Source organism: Psychrobacter sp. ER1 (assembly GCF_048631835.1).
GTDB lineage: Bacteria > Pseudomonadota > Gammaproteobacteria > Pseudomonadales > Moraxellaceae > Psychrobacter.
The window spans coordinates 1,274,625-1,289,579 of sequence record NZ_CP184640.1 but is presented as its reverse complement, the minus strand read 5'-3'; the positions used below and the strand labels follow the sequence as shown (position 1 = coordinate 1,289,579).

Annotated in this window: 12 protein-coding genes and 2 pseudogenes; 9 read left to right on the top strand and 5 right to left on the bottom strand. The window is 45.1% G+C overall.

Translation table 11 applies throughout. The features are described from left to right. The first annotated feature begins 27 nt into the window (after nucleotides 1-27). From ACOBWA_RS05880 to ACOBWA_RS05870, 3 genes and pseudogenes are all read left to right on the top strand, one after another. Nucleotides 28-1,320 carry a translocation protein TolB gene (locus ACOBWA_RS05880; RefSeq protein WP_420230478.1) on the top strand — a complete coding sequence of 431 codons (1,293 nt, stop codon included), beginning with the start codon at nucleotides 28-30 and terminating at the stop codon, nucleotides 1,318-1,320. Between the two features lie 479 nt (nucleotides 1,321-1,799). After that, a complete protein-coding gene (locus ACOBWA_RS05875) occupies nucleotides 1,800-2,339 on the top strand; it encodes a solute carrier family 23 protein (RefSeq protein WP_420230477.1) in 540 nt (179 codons plus the stop codon). Then, a pseudogene (locus ACOBWA_RS05870) lies at nucleotides 2,320-3,206 on the top strand (solute carrier family 23 protein). Before ACOBWA_RS05875 ends, ACOBWA_RS05870 begins: the two are co-directional and overlap by 20 nt. A 114-nt stretch (nucleotides 3,207-3,320) precedes the next feature. On the opposite strand, the gene ACOBWA_RS05865 reads toward ACOBWA_RS05870, so the two are convergent. After that, the gene (locus ACOBWA_RS05865) at nucleotides 3,321-3,986 is read right to left on the bottom strand and encodes a TetR family transcriptional regulator C-terminal domain-containing protein (RefSeq protein WP_057759606.1); all 666 of its coding nucleotides are present in this window, start codon (nucleotides 3,984-3,986) and stop codon (nucleotides 3,321-3,323) included. A gap of 523 nt (nucleotides 3,987-4,509) precedes the next feature. Between ACOBWA_RS05865 and uraD the strand changes: the two genes are divergently transcribed. The 6 genes and pseudogenes from uraD (at nucleotide 4,510) to ACOBWA_RS05835 (ending at nucleotide 9,778) form a co-directional block, all read left to right on the top strand. Further along, nucleotides 4,510-5,043 (top strand): 2-oxo-4-hydroxy-4-carboxy-5-ureidoimidazoline decarboxylase, encoded by a 534-nt coding sequence (gene uraD / locus ACOBWA_RS05860; protein ID WP_420230476.1) that lies wholly within the window; start codon nucleotides 4,510-4,512, stop codon nucleotides 5,041-5,043. 65 nt (nucleotides 5,044-5,108) lie between these two features. Beyond that, nucleotides 5,109-5,477, top strand: coding sequence for a hydroxyisourate hydrolase (gene uraH, locus ACOBWA_RS05855; RefSeq protein ID WP_420230475.1), 369 nt, complete (start codon nucleotides 5,109-5,111; stop codon nucleotides 5,475-5,477). A 111-nt stretch (nucleotides 5,478-5,588) separates the two neighbouring features. After that, nucleotides 5,589-6,944, top strand: a complete 1,356-nt coding sequence (locus tag ACOBWA_RS05850) for a urate hydroxylase PuuD (RefSeq protein ID WP_420230474.1) — start codon at nucleotides 5,589-5,591, stop codon at nucleotides 6,942-6,944. An 80-nt stretch (nucleotides 6,945-7,024) separates the two neighbouring features. After that, nucleotides 7,025-8,005 (top strand): allantoinase PuuE, encoded by a 981-nt coding sequence (gene puuE / locus ACOBWA_RS05845; RefSeq protein ID WP_420230473.1) that lies wholly within the window; start codon nucleotides 7,025-7,027, stop codon nucleotides 8,003-8,005. A 143-nt stretch (nucleotides 8,006-8,148) separates the two neighbouring features. Further along, nucleotides 8,149-9,249 carry an allantoicase gene (alc, locus tag ACOBWA_RS05840; protein WP_420230729.1) on the top strand — a complete coding sequence of 367 codons (1,101 nt, stop codon included), beginning with the start codon at nucleotides 8,149-8,151 and terminating at the stop codon, nucleotides 9,247-9,249. Next, a pseudogene (locus ACOBWA_RS05835) lies at nucleotides 9,249-9,778 on the top strand (ureidoglycolate lyase). The gene alc and the pseudogene ACOBWA_RS05835 overlap by 1 nt, the downstream one beginning before the upstream one ends. 91 nt (nucleotides 9,779-9,869) lie before the next feature. Here ACOBWA_RS05835 and guaD read toward each other — a convergent pair. The 4 genes from guaD to ACOBWA_RS05815 all read right to left on the bottom strand — a co-directional run bounded on the left by guaD (nucleotide 9,870) and on the right by ACOBWA_RS05815 (nucleotide 14,905). Continuing rightward, nucleotides 9,870-11,264, bottom strand: coding sequence for a guanine deaminase (guaD, locus tag ACOBWA_RS05830; RefSeq protein ID WP_420230472.1), 1,395 nt, complete (start codon nucleotides 11,262-11,264; stop codon nucleotides 9,870-9,872). Nucleotides 11,265-11,368: 104 nt separating this feature from the next. Further along, entirely contained in the window at nucleotides 11,369-12,340 is a 972-nt protein-coding gene (locus tag ACOBWA_RS05825; protein WP_420230471.1) for an XdhC family protein, read from the bottom strand. Further along, nucleotides 12,333-14,498, bottom strand: a complete 2,166-nt coding sequence (gene xdhB / locus ACOBWA_RS05820) for a xanthine dehydrogenase molybdopterin binding subunit (protein WP_420230470.1) — start codon at nucleotides 14,496-14,498, stop codon at nucleotides 12,333-12,335. The genes ACOBWA_RS05825 and xdhB overlap by 8 nt, the downstream gene beginning before the upstream one ends. Next, entirely contained in the window at nucleotides 14,492-14,905 is a 414-nt protein-coding gene (locus tag ACOBWA_RS05815) for a hypothetical protein (RefSeq protein ID WP_420230469.1), read from the bottom strand. Before ACOBWA_RS05815 ends, xdhB begins: the two co-directional genes overlap by 7 nt. Between the last annotated feature and the right edge of the window lie 50 nt (nucleotides 14,906-14,955).

Below are 14,955 nucleotides of genomic sequence, written 5' to 3'. Positions count from 1 at the left end.
TACTAATTTTAGGAGCTCCCTTTACTCATGCGTACCCACAAAAAACTACTAGTCTCATTATTCGCCAGTACCTCAGCATTGCTAATATCGCAAAGCGTGCTCGCTGCACCTGTTGTACTAGAATTGGACTATGAGATTCCTGTTCAGCAAAACCAAGTTGCGTTTGTATCGTTTGCGGGTGACTCTGTCTTATCACCGATTGTATTAAATGACTTGAGTAAAACCGAGCTAAAAGTAACCAATCAAGATCTACCACAGCAGCCGCACAGCAGTAAAGAGCTGACAGGTACATTACCCGTTTGGCAAAGCATGGGCATACCGTATCTGGTTGTCGGCAGTACGCGTACCAATCGTGGCAAAATAATCACCGATTATGAAGTCATCGATGTCAAATCTGGTCGTGTGATAGAAGGCAAGCAAAGCCTAACCGCCGACAATAATAGGGAAAGTATGCGTTATGCCGGTCATGTCATCGCAGACAAAGTGTACGAGCTGATTACTGGTATTCCAGGGGATTTCTCAGGACGCATTGCTTATATTGAAGAAACAGGAACTGGCAAACAAAAGATCTCTCGTCTCAAAGTAATGGATGCTGATGGCGAAAACGCTAGAACCATTACTGAAGTGGCAGGCTCTATCTTCTCACCAGCATGGTCACCTGATGGCAACCGTATCGCCTACTCGGTACAACGTGAGAAATCATATCCTGTTATCTACGTGCAAAACGTCAGTGGCGGCGGTGCAACTGCTCTGACGCCTTTTTCAGGTAGTAACCTAAGCCCCTCGTTCTCTCCTGATGGTAGCAAGATATTATTCTCTAGTAGTTTTGAAGGTAGCGCTGATATCTATGAGATGAGTGCCAGCGGCGGTACACCTAGAAGGCTTACCAATTTACCAAGCAGTGAAGTACAACCAAGCTATGCACCAGACGGCAAATCTTTCGTTTTTGTCAGTGATAAAACTGGCTTTAACAAGCCGCAAGTCTATCGCTACGAGTTTGCCACGGGACAAACCATTAAAGTTTCAAATGGAGGTTATGCGACCAGTCCACAGTTTAGCAGTGACGGTACACAAATTGCCTTTTTGAGTGGACGCTCAGCGGCTATTATGAATAGCAATGGTGCTATCACTACCAATCTTGGCAATACAGGTATCGACGAAGCTCCAAGCTTCTCACCAAACGGTAAACGCGTGGTCTACGCCTCGACCCAAGGCGGCAAAGGGGTGCTGACCATCAAATCTCTCAATGGTGGCGAAGCGTTTGGTAAATCAGGGCAAGGCGTTATCCGCTCACCCGTATGGTCATCAAGCCCAAAGTAGCAATTTTGGTTATAGTAGAATAAATATCAAGTAAGCAAAATTGAAATGCCCCAATCATATTCGTTATGGTTGGAGCTTTTTTGATTAAAAAACAGCAATAGAGCTGGCGATAGATCTTAGTATTTATTTACTTTCAATAGTCAGCACCCCTCGTCTTTGATCTACCTTCCAATGTTACCTAACCCTCCCTCTTTCGTAACAAACCTGTAAACGCACTAGTACCAAAAAAACATTGCAATAACTTGTATTTTACCTACACCCTAAATAGACCTGACTAATTGGTCAGGTTGTTCAAATATTAGCCAACATATATTAGTCATTTTCATTGTTTATCTTACAGACGGATGCGTACCCCTATTGTTTACATCGATAAAAAACAAGTCAAAGATTGGGTTAAAACTTTGATCTCGTGATTTACCACATTGTCTGATATCTACAGTCAAGCGGGTACTAAGCAGTTAGTTTAGGAGGAAACCACCATGAGTGAAAACGTTCCAGCGAATACCGATTTACTGTATAGACTGCATGACCGTCCTACCCCCATCAAAGCATTTTTAGGTGCTATACAGCACGTACTTGCAGCGTTTGTAGATATCATCACACCCTCTCTTATTATAGGTGGCACATTAGGTTTAGGAGAGCATATCCCCTATCTTCTTAGCATGTCGTTGATCGTATCTGGGGTAGCGACTTTTATTCAAACTCGAAAAATCGGTCCCATCGGCTCTGGTCTCATGGCGTTACAAGGCACCAGCTTTGGATTTCTGGCAGCGGTACTGACAGCAGGGTTTGTGGTAAAAAACCGCGGCGGTGGCCCAGAAGAGATTCTATCAGTTATTTTTGGTGTTTCATTTCTCGGTGCATTTGTTGAGATATTTTTGAGTCAATTTATTACCAAACTCAAATCTTTTATGAGCCCTATTGTTACAGGCTGCGTGATTGTCACGATTGGTTTGTCATTAACCAAGGTAGGTCTGACTGACTTAGCAGGCGGGTTTGGTGCTGAAGGATTTTGGTAGCATTCCGAACTTACTTTTGGGCGGTGGTGTGCTGGCAAGTGTCGTACTGATTAGCATCATCAATAATAAAGTCATTCGCTCAAGCGCCATCTTTATCGGTTTGATGCTTGGCCTTATCGCGGCCGTATTTATGGGACATATCGATTTCTCATTGGTTTCTGAAGCGGCTTTTTTACGGTGCCGATCCCTTTTAAATATGGCTTTGGTTTTGATTGGCAAGCTTTTATTCCTATTGCCTTTATGTATATCATTACCAGTATCGAGACCTCAGGCGATTTGACAGCTACCTCGATGATATCAGGTGAACCGATCAAAGGCCCTCTCTATGAGAAACGCATCAAAGGCGGCGTACTAGGAGATGGTGTTAACTCTCTGATTGCGGCGGTATTCAATACCTTCCCTGTGACAACCTTTAGCCAAAACAACGGTGTGATCCAAATGACGGGTATTGCCAGTCGCTACGTGGGTTTCTATGTTGGCGGCATTCTATGCCTGATGGGACTATTCCCTGTCCTTGGTGCTATTTTTACGCAGTTACCGAAGCCTGTCGTTGGCGGCGTCACGCTACTGATGTTTGCGACGGTAGCGACTGCTGGTATTCGTATCTTATCTACCGTGCAATTTACGCATCGTAATGTCTTAATCATTGCCACCTCACTGGGTCTGGCAACGGGTATCGCCTTTGTCCCTGACGTACTGTCACAAACGCCGCAGTTCTTTCAGAATATCTTTGGCTCAGCGGTAACGATGGCAGGGATTGTGGCTATCACCCTTGATATGATTTTACCCAAAAACTATGGCATCGAGTTTGATACCAAAGCACAGCATGCAAAAGACAACTTGGAACCAACGCAAGAAGTAGCATAAGGCTAAGTGTAAGCTAGGGCTGAACATATCGAAGTGTTTCGCCGTAAACGAGGTGCGTAAACAGGCAAATAGCAACAGTTTATGCACCTCACTTATCAAACAGCCACCTTGTCATCATTCAAGGCCACAGCCTTTTAAAATAAAAGGCACCAGAAAGTCTGCCGCACGCGCTTCATCTGCTGCGTCATACGCCGTCTTATCCATCAATCCAACGATTTCAATCTCGAATTCAGCATAACGTTGGGTAGTCGCCCAAATCAAAATCAGTAGTTGTAGAGGATCAGTAATCCCAATTTTTCCTTGCTTGTGCCACTCTTTCATTACCTGCGCTTTATCGTGTACCCACTCCTTCATCGTAGTGGACATAAATTCATGCAAATGCGGTGCACCACCGATGACTTCAATCGCAAATAATTTATGGCGACTTGGATTGACAAATGCCTGATGTAGCTTGGTACGGACGAATTTTTCGATGACTGTTTTTGGGTCGCTATCTACTGTCATGGTTACCAAGCCTTCATTCCATTCTTGAATGATCGAGCGTAGCACTGCCATGTAGAGATTCTTTTTGTTTTTAAAGTAGTAGTGAACATTGGCTTTAGGCAAGCCTGCTCTATCGGCAATACCCTGCATCGTAGCGCCGCGATAGCTTTGGAGCACAAACTCTTCTTCAGCTGCCGCTAAGATAAGCGCTTGGTTCTGTGCGCGAATGGCTTGTTGGCTACGGTGCGAGGGCGTATCAGTCACTGAGGTTTCTTCCTTTTGATTATTTTGAGTCATAGCAGTGGTATCTCACTTTAAGAGACAGGTTCGACAAAATAGTCGCTATATTTTGCTGTGTATTCTTGTATAAATACATAGATTTGATCAGCATAACCTGTTAAATAAAAATATTTCGCATAAAACAGTTGACCAATTAGTCAGGTTTTAGCAAAATGGGAACTGTAAATCAATTACGCCGTCATTAATCACTTCTTGCCATACGTTTTGGACGGCTAAAATATCAGTGTTTCCTTAGCAAATCTGTTTCATATTGTCAGTTCACTATAACTTGAAATTATGCAAAGCGTATATAAGCGCTAAAGATCTGACTACGAACACATAGATTACTGGCTTTTGTTTTCAAGCCAATTAATAGCTGCTAGCTTAATCAAATCATCTATGAAGCTGAAGCAACCGCTACTTATCAAAATTACTGCTTGTACCTATAAGTTTATGCAAATAATCATAAGGTATAAACCTCTATCAAACATTTATCGCCCAATACAGATAACGGGCTACCCTATTAGAAAAGGATGTCATCGTGAGCTTAACCTTAGCGCAATTCAACGACCTATCACAAGAAGTCGCCATCGCTCAGCTATTGACTTGCTGCACCAGTAAAAGCTGGGCCTATAAGCTTGCAGTCGCCCGCCCTTTTGCAGACTTTGATGTACTGTTAGCAAGTAGCGACGCTATCTGGGACAAAGTACAAAACGATGAGGCTAGCCTATTAGAAGCGTTTGATGGGCATCCGCAAATCGGTAACGTGGCATCTCTAAAAGAAAAATATCGCAACACACAAAGTAGCGCTGCACACGAACAATCAGGCGCTAATGATGCAGCAGATGAAGTCCTCGAAGCACTTGCCAAAGGCAATCGCGACTATCTTGATAAATTTGGTTTTATTTTTATTGTCTTTGCGACCGGTAAAAGCGCGCAGCAAATGCTAGATCTGCTATTAGCGCGCTTGCCTAATGATCGCGCTACTGAACTGGCAAATGCAGCCGCTGAACAAAATAAAATTACGCGTCTACGTTTAACTAAATTGCTAGGTAATGCTTCGACAAGCAAATAGTAGTCGCAAAGTTAGACTAGCATTTTTACCCGATTTATATTTCTCACAAATTTAAAGGAAGCATTATGTCTGCCACCCTATCATCACATATCCTAGACACTCATCTTGGCAAACCTGCGGCTGATGTCGCCGTTACCTTACACCGCGTACAAGACAATGGTGTCGCCACATTATTGGCACATGGCACAACCAATAGTGATGGCCGTGTCATACCAGATGCTTGGCAATTTGATACAGCCATCGATAGCACAGAGCATCAGCTAAATACCGGACGCTATACCGTAACGTTCGATACTCAGTCTTATTTTGATGCTCAGCAGCTAACAGCATTTTACCCGCAAGTGGTTATCGACTTTGTAGTAAACGATGCCAGTCATTATCACGTGCCGCTTCTGCTTAGTGCGCACGGTTATAGCACTTATCGCGGATCGTAGCTTTGGTGCTGTTTAGCTCTCTGCTTTGTTTTTAGCTTGCAAGAAATACTATCAAAAGAAATTACCAAGACATTTTATTAAGACACTGTCATATTAAAGGACATTTATTACATGGGCGCCTATCTTCTCGAATGGTTGAGTTTATTTTTCCGCTGGTTTCATGTTATCGCTGGGGTAGCATGGATTGGTGCATCGTTTTATTTTGTGTGGCTAGATCTAAGCCTACGCAAACCGCCACAGTGGAAAACAGACAAAGGCATTTCAGGTGATCTTTGGGCTGTCCATGGCGGCGGGTTTTATGAAATTGCCAAATACAAACTCGAACCAGAAGAGATGCCAAAGACGCTACATTGGTTTAAATGGGAAGCTTATACCACTTGGCTGACGGGTGCGGCGATGATGTCTATCGTCTATTATGCCAATGCAACTGCCTACCTAATTGACCCAAGCAAAGTGCCTTTTACCAGTATCGGTGCCATTGCCACCAGCTTGCTTTTCTTATTTGGCAGTTACTTCATTTATGAAGTGATCGTACGCAGTCATTTGGGTAAAAACGCGTTTATCTTTAGTACCTTGATTTTTATCTTGCTGGTCATCGCGAGCTGGGGCTCTTATCAGCTGTTTAGTGATCGCGCTTCGTTTATTCATATCGGTGCCATCTTGGGCACGGTGATGGTAGGTAACGTATTCTTCGGTATCATGCCGGCTCAGCGTGCGCTCGTTGACTGTGTGCGTCGCGGCGAAAAACCAGGTAAAGAAGTGGCTGAATTGGCATTACAAGCCAAAAATCGCTCACTGATGAATAACTACTTTACCCTACCGCTGATTTTTACCATGATCAGCAACCATTACCCAATGATGTATGCTCATGAGAAAGGTTGGTTGGTATTGGTCTTCGTCGGTATCATCACCGCGACTGCCCGTCATTACTTTAACCAAAAGCATTTGGGTCATAAAAAACCGCGCTACTTGGTCATTCCAGCCGTATTAACTGTATTATTAATTATCTGGATGCGACCTGAGCCGATTGAGCCAGCGCCAGCAATGCCTGCTACTACTTCAGTAGCGCCTACGACAACTGATAGCACGCCGCCAGCTACAAGCGCGACTACTAACTCAAGCACTGATGCTGTTGCTAACGCTAATACCAATTCTAATAGTAATGCTACTAATAGCGTTAACAATGATGCCGCTATTGCTGAAGCCGTACCAGTGAGCGCGTCAGCAGATGACGCCATGATGGATGTCGTGCATACGCGCTGTAGCACCTGTCATGCGGTACAACCGACACAGCAAGGCTTTGCCGCGCCGCCAGCAGGAATCATTTTGCAAACACCAGAAGACTTAAAAATTCATAAAGCGAAAATCGTCACTGCGGTACAGACTGGCTATATGCCGCTTGGTAATATTACTCAGCTGACGGATGCGGAGCGCCAGCAGCTCGTGGCCTATGCATCATCACTTTAATTTTTGATAAAAAATAACTGTCCTTTATGAGCAATATTTAAATAAATATCTAAGGCTCTAGCGATATAGGAATATAGATAATGAGCAAAAAAATTACCAGTGACTTTGATATCAGTACGTATCCCCGCGACCTAAAAGGCTATGCTGGCAACCCACCAAAAGCGAACTGGCCAGGTGGCGCAAAAATCGCCGTACAATTTGTATTAAACATCGAAGAAGGTGCAGAAAATAGCGTCATCCATGGCGATGGGCAATCAGAGCGTTTCTTGTCTGATATCTTAGGCACACCAGAATTTAACAACCGTCACCAGTCTATTGAATCTGCATTCGAATACGGTAGCCGTGTCGGTGTATGGCGTGTATTAGATGTATTCAAAGAGTACGGCGTGCCAATCACCACGTTTACCTGTGCTGCCGCTGCTGAAAAGACCCCGCATATCATCGAGCGTGTATTAGAAGATGGTCATGAAATTGCCAGTCATGGTCTACGCTGGATTACTTATCAGGATATGTACCGTGAGACGGAGCGCGAACACATTCGCTGTGCTACCCAAATATTTAAACGTATGCTAGGCGGACAACCTCTCGGCTGGTATACAGGACGCGATAGTCCAAATACTCGTGAACTGGTTGCCGAGCAAGGCGGCTATACCTATGACTCTGACTCGTACGGTGATGAGTTACCGTATTGGCTCAATGTAAAGGTCCAAGACGGCAATCTGATCACGCGTAAACCGCACTTGGTCATCCCTTATAGCCTCGAGACCAATGACATGCGTTTTTCTTCTAGCCCAGGATTCACCCACGCTGAACCATTTTATCAGTATCTCAAAGACAGCTTTGACACCTTATACGAAGAAGGCGAGCACACCCCTAAGATGCTGACCATTGGCTTGCATTGTCGCATTATCGGGCGTGCAGGACGCATCAAAGCGCTAAAGCAGTTTTTGCAATATATCACCAGCAAGCCTGACGTATGGATATGCCGCCGTGATGACATTGCCAAGCACTGGTACGAAAATCATCCTGCCACCTCAGACAATACTGCCAACTGGATGTAAGCTTAGGCTATTGTTCTAGTTCTGCTTAGCTAATCGAGTACTAATGAGCATAGGTTAATATATAAATAAGCCATACGTTATTAATAAACACCATTATTAAAAAAGGAATCATTGTGAGTCAAAACACTTCAGAAGTTGGACAAATTATCTCCGCAAACAATCTACCTGATACTCTGCCAGCATTCACCAAAAAATCAAACGTAGCCGACAGTCGCTTGGGTGCAAAATCCCTATTCGCTACCGATGATTTCTTTGCAGATAAAAGCCGTATTCTAAACCCTGATGCGCCTATTTTTGTTGTGGGTAAATTCGATAATAATGGTAAATGGATGGACGGCTGGGAAACACGTCGTAAGCGTCATTTGGGTTACGATTACTTGGTTATCCAACTGGCCCGCCCAACCAAAATAGCCGGTCTCGATATTGATACCAGTCATTTTACGGGTAACTTTCCATCTTCTGCCAGTGTCGATGCATTATACGCGCCCGAGCTGCTGCAGCAAGATGAAGCTGAGCTTGCTGGTCTAAACAAAGAAGACTGGGATGGTAAAAAATGGCAGGCGCTAGTGGGTATGACCCCGTTACAAGGTCACAATCATGAGCTTATCGAGATTGATCATGAGCCAACGGTGACCCATATTCGTTTAAACATTTATCCAGATGGCGGCGTTGCCCGAATACGTGTCTATGGTGATATCCAACTTGATGCCAGCCTAAACATACAAGGCGAGACGCTTGACTTGGCTGGCGCGTTAAACGGTGGTCGTGCTATTGCCAGTAACGACGCGCATTTTGGTGCTGCTAGTAATTTACTATTGCCGACTAAAGCGCCTAATATGGGAGATGGCTGGGAGACTCGTCGTCGCCGTGAACCAGGTAACGATTGGAGTATCATTGCGCTAGGCCAAGCAGGTATCGTTGATTCTATCGAGATAGATACTGCTCATTTTAAAGGCAATTATCCTGATAAAGTCTCGATTCAAGCCGTCTACTCACCAAATACACCAGAGCAAACCTTAGTGACTCAAAGCATGTTTTGGGATACCTTGCTTGAACCACAAAAAACCAGTGCTGACGACGTTCATCACTTTGGCAAAGACAAGCTTCAACTTGATACACCCATTACTCATATTCGGGTCAACATCTTCCCAGATGGTGGCATTAGCCGTGTTCGCGTATATGGCAAAATTGCTGAGGCTAATATTGATACTGGTACTGATGTTGATAGTAAAGAGGCAAAATAATGAGTGTCACTCTGACAGCCAAGCCTTTGACCAAGGCAAATTTTGCACCTTACGGCTCGGTCATTGAGCGCTATAGTATTGATGAACAAACCGCTGACAATACTTATGAAATTAACAATGGCTACGCGGTTCGCCATCATGCACTTGCCGAAAGCAAGCTTGATGGTGGCTCAGTCGGTATGAGTATCTTTCGAGCTAAAAACGTGACAATCCTATTGCGCTCTCGATCATGGAATACCATCCGCTTGGAACACAGGCGTTTGTATCTATGGAAGGTCAAGATTATATCGTTGTCGTTGCTAAAGCTGGCACATCGCCGAAAACTCCTAACGATCTAGCCGTATTTTATGCCATGTCTCATCAGGGCGTACAGTATGATGCCAACGTCTGGCATCACCCTCTACTCGCGCTTGGGTGTGACAGTGATTTCTTAGTTATTGATCGTATCAATGGCGAGGGTAATAACTGTTATGAGATTGATATCACGGATTGGCATGTGTTTATTGAGTTAAAAGGCGAATGCAACTAAGCTGTCATTAAGCACAAATCAATTTGATAAAGCCCTGTTTATGTTTAACATAAACAGGGCTTTTTCTTTATTCATATTTTTCGCTAATTTATTAAGCAGTTGATTTACGATAACGACTCACGCCTGCGATGACTGTCTGATCAATTACTCTGTCATCGCCTAGCATCATTAGTACAAACAACTGCTCTTCCAGTGTTTTGGTCTGCGCCATACGTCGCTCAAGCAATGCCGTTGCACCCATATCGATGATCACAAAATCCGCTTCTTTATTTGGCATAAAGTTACCGATTTTATCGTCCAATAATAGCGACTGGGCATTACCCAACGTAATTTGATATAGCCCTTGATGAGCGGATAGTTGATTGCTTTGTAGTTGTTGGATTTTATACGCTTCTGACAGAGTCGTCAGCATCGACAGACTTGTCCCTGCTCCAACGTCAGTGGCGATACTGACACCGGTATAACTTAACGTCTTGGGCAAATCGAATAGTCCACTTCCCAGAAACAGATTGGACGTCGGACAGTGTGATATCTGCGTACCAGTCGCACGCAGACGCTCATACTCAGATATTTCAAGGTGAATACCATGTGCCAAGGTGGTGCGTCGACCCAGTAATCCCATCGTATCATAGACATCGAGATAGCCTTTATGATTGGGATACAATTGTTTTACAAACGCAATTTCATCATGGTTTTCTGCTAGATGCGTTTGCAGATAAACACTCTCGTAACTGGCATACAGCTCACCTGCCATTTGTAGTTGCTTGGGTGTCGAAGTAATAGCAAAGCGCGGGGTAATCGCCACATGCTGACGTCCGCGCTCATGCCAATTATCAATGATGTTCTGGGTATCTCGAATGCCTTGCTCAGCAGGCACACACAAATTATCAGGCGCATTTTGATCCATCAGTACATTGCCTGTGATCATACGAGTATTGAGCTCGTGGCTTTCCGTAAAAAATGTGTTCACTGATTCAGGGTGACTGGTAGAAAACACCATGGCACTCGTCGTACCATTAGCTAGCAATTGGTTTAAGAAGAACTGCGCCGTATCATGTGCTACTTTTGGATTGCCAAAATTGGCCTCGGTGACGAAAGTATAATTGTTAAGCCAGTCAAGTAATTGCTCACCGTAAGCAGCAATCATATCTATCTGTGGATAATGCACATGAGTGTCAATAAAGCCTGGCATGATAAGTTTGTCGCGATAGTCGTGCACTTTAATTGCTGGCTTGCCCTCTGCATTGGCGTACTTTGGCAGTATGGTCTCACTATGACCGTACTCGACCACGCATCTTGTCACATCGTCAACCACTAATGCACCATCAGCGATATATTCAGGATAAACCTGTACACCTTCAATCACTGGTAGCAACGTAATGTCTCGTTCCACAGCTAATGTCTGTGAATGATCAGAGGTTGTACGCTCAGTACGATCGCTTTCGGTCAAGTAGTGCAGCAGTCGAGCTTGATAAATATGTAGCATTCGTAGATCTCACAATGGCTTAGTAGTCCTGAGCGTTTTGATAAATAGTACTGAGCGCTTTAATGATTTAATGAAAAGTGTCAAAGTTATATGGAGTGAGCCGTTCAAAGAGTAGCCTGATGATACTGTTGTAGGAGCTGTGCCACGATAGAAACTGCCACTGCCATCGGCTCTTTGCCGCCAATTTGCAATCCAATTGGCATGACCAACCGATTCACCAGTTGCTCACTGTAGCCACGCTGAATCAAACGATCTCTAAAACGCTTGGCTTTGGTTGCCGAGGCAATGCAGCCTATGTAAGGTGCTGAAATATCTGAGCTTTTATCATGAGGTGAGCTAGTGTCAGAAATAGTATCTAATGCCGCCCGCACTAACTCAAAATCAACACTATGGTCATGAGTCATAACCAGAATAAAACGCTGACCACCCTGCTCGATAAATGGGCGCACAAAATCTACAGGCTCATCATCGATATGCGGACGGATATGCGCTGGTAAGTTATAACGTTTGGATTGATTAGTAGTAGATTCATCAACTAAGTGACGCTTAAACATCTCTGGGCGACTGTCCACCCAATCTACCTGACAAGGTAGCTCAGCGAGGATGGTCATTAGCGCTGATGCTACATGCCCTGCACCAAACACTAGTACTGACATCGGCGGCGTTACATTGAAGCATTCGAACATAACGGTGACGCTACCGCCGCAACACTGTGCCAATTTCGCACCTAGCGGGTAGTGCTTAGTATAGACAGCATCACGGCGTACCCCTTTAGAAGGTACTGATGCGCTTTCACCGTCAGTTTCAGCGACTTTTGGTTTGACTTGTTTGGATACCGTGGCGGATATCTCGCCATTTAATAGCTGACGAGCAGTGGTAATCACATCGTGCTCTAGACCGCCGCCGCCTAGCGTATCTACGATGCCATCTTGCGTGATGATCATCTTTGCCTGTAGCGCTCGAGGAGCAGATCCATTCACAGCCACGACCGTCGCCAACACGTGAGCGATACCTCGCTGCTGATATCGCGCTAGACCTTCATACCAAACGACTGGCGGTGCTAACGACTCATTCACTGTGCGCAGGACCTCTTGCCCCTGCTACATTTGGATGCTCTATCGCGTTAGGCTGGTCATCAGTTTGTTTCCCTTTAACTTCTTTTGGATCGATGTCTTTGGCATGACGTACGTCTTGTGGCATTGCTTTTTCGTTGTAAAGGTCACTGTTCTCTTCTGCGCCTTTTACTAAACTATCAACCGTATCTGTATCTGCTTTAGTTGTTAAATCCCACGGCATGCCTTGCATACGCATGACTGCTTTTAATACCGCTTCTGGCGTCGCAGGCATAGTCAGTTCTGGATTCTTCTTATACTCCCCAAGGCTCGCGACTGCATTATTAAGGGCACACCAAACACTGGCTGCCAACATAAACGGCGGCTCGCCAACGGCTTTAGAGTTATAAATCGTTTGTTCTTCGTTTTTGCGATCGTACAGTTTGACATTCCACTGCTTAGGCAAGTCATGCGCGGTTGGGATTTTATAATTAGCAGGACTGTCAGATGCCAGCTTACCTTTATCATTCCAGATTAGCTCTTCTGCTGTAAGCCAACCCATACCTTGCACAAAACCACCTTCAATCTGCCCAATATCAATGGCAGGGTTGATCGACTGCCCTGCGTCATGTAGCACATCACAGCGCAGCACTTGATACTCGCCCGTCAAGATATCAATCTCAACCTCAGCGCAGGCAGCACCCAAAGCAAAGTAGAAGAACGGGCGACCCCACGCTTTAGAGCGATCGTAAAATATCTTAGGCGTTTTATAGTAGCCAGTAGACGATAGACTGATACGGTTCTGGTACGACAGTTGAATCATCTCAGCAAAGGTCAGCGTTTCTTTATCGCCGATATAGACATGGTTCTTTTCAAAGCGTATGTCTTCTTGCGCTACTTCGAAATGCTCAGCGGCAAATTCAAGTATGCGAGCTTTAATGCTTAAACAAGCATTTTGAGCTGCCTTACCATTAATATCTGTCCCTGATGACGCGGCGGTTGGTGAGGTATTAGGCACTTTGTCTGTACGTGTCGCTGATACTTTGACTGTCTCTAAGTCAACATCGAATTCATTGGCAACAATCTGGGCGATTTTTATATATAGGCCTTGCCCCATCTCCGTACCGCCGTGATTGAGGTGGATACTGCCATCAGTGTAAATATGTACCAATGCACCTGCCTGATTGAGCGTTTGCACCGTAAATGAAATACCGAATTTTACGGGCGTCAACGCAAGACCCAAACGTTTATCACTGCCTTCAGCGGCAGCTTTTTGATTGGCTTCTATAATTTGTTGACGGCGGTTGTCATAATCGCAATCATCTGCCAACTTGGTCATGATGGTGGCCAAATCGAAATGCTCAATGGTCTGACCGTAATGGGTGCTTTGACCATCTTGATATAAGTTTGCCAAGCGCACTTGTAGCGGATCTTGCCCCAAGGTATAGGCAATATGATCCATCATATATTCAGCGGTCATCAGGCCTTGCGGACCACCAAATCCTCGATAGGCAGTATTGGATACGGTATGCGTTTTGCAGCGATGCCCTGCCACATGAGCTGCTGGGTAATAGTAGGCATTATCACAATGGAACATCGCTCTATCAACGATGGCATCAGACAAATCTGGTGCATAGCCACATAAGCCAGCCAATTGCATATCGACGCCCAATATACGACCAGACTCGTCTAAACCAACTTCGTAACGGTTGGCAAACTCATGACGCTTACCCGTCACCACCATATCATCTTGACGATCTAGACGCATACTAACAGGCACATTGTGGCGCTTGGCAACAATACCGCACAGACATGCCCATGCAGCGGCTTGCGTCTCTTTACCCCCAAAGCCCCCACCCATACGGCGCACGACTGTGTTGACCGCATGAAATGGCAAGTCTGTCACTTCGGCGACGAGCTGCTGTACTTCGCTTGGATGCTGTGACGACGTGTACACCTCTAACCCGCCATCATCGCAAGGCACCACATAAGATACTTGGCCTTCGAGATAAAAGTGCTCTTGCCCGCGCATATGAATATGACCTTCAATGCGAATCGGTGCGTTCTCAAGCGTAGTCGCCGCGTCACCACGCTTCATGAAGTGACTCGGACGTACAAAGAACTCTTGCTCTAGTGCCTTATCAATACTAAGTACCGCTGGCAATGGCTCATATTCTACCACTGCTTTAGTGGCGGCTTTTTGGCAGCGCGATGGCTGGTCGCCACCACCACGAATAGCGTCTGACCCACATACTCTGTGATATCATTCACCATCAGTGGCTCACCATCAAACACCGCACCGATATCTGTTTTGGCTGGTAAGTCTTTAAAACTTAAAACATCTACCACCCCATCCGCATCTCTGACAGCGCTCAAATCCATACTCAATACACGTGCGTGAGCGTGGCTGCTTTTACCTACTGCCAGATGTAGCGTGCCTTGCGGTTTTGCAATATCATCCACATAAGTCGCCGTCCCCATGACATGGCTGATCGCACTATCATGCTTAGCCGAGGTGCCAATTTTGTTTTTTGGCGGACGCACGCGGCGGATACTATAACTGTCAAATAAGGACGAATGATGGCTCATGGCGGATCTCTTTTATTAGGACGCTTTGATTAATGCTCTTTTATTCTTGG